Genomic DNA, 2,064 nt, shown 5'->3' on the forward strand with positions numbered 1-2,064 from the left:
CCAGCGGGGAAACGCTCATCGGCGGACATCCGGGCCTCTACCGTTCCTCCGATGGCAACTCCTTTTCTCGCGTCACCGGTAAGGGCGACCTCGGTGACGTCCACGCCCTGGGCGGGGCCGGAGACACCGTGTACGCCGGCACGCCTGAGCTCGGGCTGCTCGCCAGTGGCGACGGCGGGACGACCTGGACGACCCGCAATGCCCAGGCGGGACGGACGTTCATGGGCGTCATCCTGGTCGATCCGGCCGACCCACGCAGATTGATCGCGCCGGATATGTCCACCGGCCTCGTCACTAGCGCCGACGGCGGCATCACCTGGACGGCGCTGGGCGGTCCTAGCGGCGCGATGTCGGCGGCCTGGGACCCGACCGACAGCCGGACCCTGGTGGCCGTCGGCATGGCCGGCAGCGCGTTGAGCGGAGACGGCGGCCAGACCTGGACCATCCTGGCCGTGCCCGCGGGCACGTCCGCGGCCACGTTCTCCTCGGACGGCAAGACGCTCTACGCCGCAGCGGTCAGCGGCAGCAACGCCGCCGTTTACGCGAGTACTGACCGGGGCAGTGCGTGGAAGCCACTGACCTAGGTAGACGCGCGAACGCGGGGCCTCCGCAGCGGCCGTCGTCGTTGTGCCAGCTGGGCGGGGGTGCGTTGAGCGCGATCTCATCATTACCGTCAGGGTTGGGTGAGGCCAGCAGCTAACAGCAAGTCCGCCGCATGACGTAGGGCAGACGCGCGTCTTGAGGCCGAGAATCTTGAACATGCCGTCTCCGACACGATGATTGAGCGCATCGATGACCATCTCGGGAACCTCACGCTCGAGGCGCTTGGCCTTCGCCCGACTGGCGGCCAACAGGGTCGACCTGTCCCGACCCAGCTCACCCATGCCGAATCCGGGCCAGAGTTGTCAATCAGTCACATTTCCGATGCCCATCCAGCCGTGCTCAGCTACTTCACGCGTATCGGCCTCGTCGCGGACACACGACTGATCGTTCAGCCTCACCGCTTGCACTCAGACATCGTCACGATCCGAATGCTCGGTCACACAGAAGACGTTCATCTCGGCAACGTCGCCTCCGATGCCGTCTGGGTCACGAGCATCGAGATGACATGAGAGGTCTTTCCCCATCGCTCACTGTGGCGAGTGCGGGCACGGAATCCTCCCGCTCATCCAGCCGCGTCTTTACGGGTAGGGATACTGCCCACGGTTTGCGTCTTACTCCGGATTGGACCCTCTCCAATCAAAGGAACCTTCTTGGGAAGCTCGCTCAAAGTCGCCGTGACCCTTCACCAAAGCGAAGCTCTACTGTCCCCAGCAATCGTCGTGGTCAGTGTGAACCAGCATGGGCAGCTACCTGCCGTCCTCGTGGACCCCATTGACCGCAGCGGACGCATCGCCCAAGGCACGTGGTTGGGCGGCAACCTCGGAGACGGGACCGACGGGACTACCTACGCCAAAGTCCGGTAACGCGAGCAGGAGGCATCCGCATCGGCCGACCAAGGAGGGCCTTGCTTCCCCGGATACGGCACTGCATGTATTCTTCTAGCGTCGGTCGGCACGTCTGCCCCCCTTCGGTAAGAAGGGAAAGACATGCAGCTGGTCGGGCGTATCGGAGCGGCCCTGGCCGGGGTGGTGGGGCTGGCCGTTCTGTTCGCGTGGTACGCCAACGGGGCTGCGCTGGCGGGACCTCTCTCGACGAAGCCGACGGCGGCGCTGGGGCTGGTGCTCCTGTCGATCGCGCTGGTGGCGTCCGATCGCCCGCGGGTCGCCGCGGTCCTGGGTGTGGCTGTGCTCGCCATCGGCGGTTTGTCGCTCGCGGAGTACGCCCTGGGAACGTCGCTCGGCGTCGCTACTCTGCTGCCGGGAATCGAGCTGAACGGGGATGCGCTGAGGATGGCGCCGTCCACGGCCTTCTCGCTGTTCGTGCTGGGCGGCTCGGTCCTTTCGAGCCGGCTTGCCCGGAGCACGTTGGCGCTCGTCCTCGCGGTCGTCGCCTTGTGTGTGAGTCAGATCGCGATTCTCGGCTACGTCTACGGCGTTTCTTCGCTGTATACCGTTGGCGGCT

Annotated in this window: 3 protein-coding genes; all 3 read left to right on the forward strand. The window is 65.8% G+C overall.

What is annotated here, in order from left to right; translation table 11 throughout:
- Nucleotides 1-584 (forward strand): WD40/YVTN/BNR-like repeat-containing protein (locus E3T54_RS16835; RefSeq protein ID WP_370255467.1); only part of this gene is annotated, 584 nt, incomplete at its 5' end.
- Between the two features lie 192 nt (nt 585-776).
- Nucleotides 777-1,112, forward strand: a complete 336-nt coding sequence (locus E3T54_RS11460; protein ID WP_134475795.1) for a FeoA domain-containing protein — start codon at nt 777-779, stop codon at nt 1,110-1,112.
- A 477-nt stretch (nt 1,113-1,589) separates the two neighbouring features.
- The coding region (locus tag E3T54_RS11465) for a hypothetical protein (protein WP_198414480.1) at nt 1,590-2,064 on the forward strand (475 nt) is incomplete at its 3' end.

It is taken from the genome of Cryobacterium sp. Sr8 (genome assembly GCF_004403225.1).
Lineage (GTDB): Bacteria > Actinomycetota > Actinomycetes > Actinomycetales > Microbacteriaceae > Cryobacterium > Cryobacterium psychrotolerans.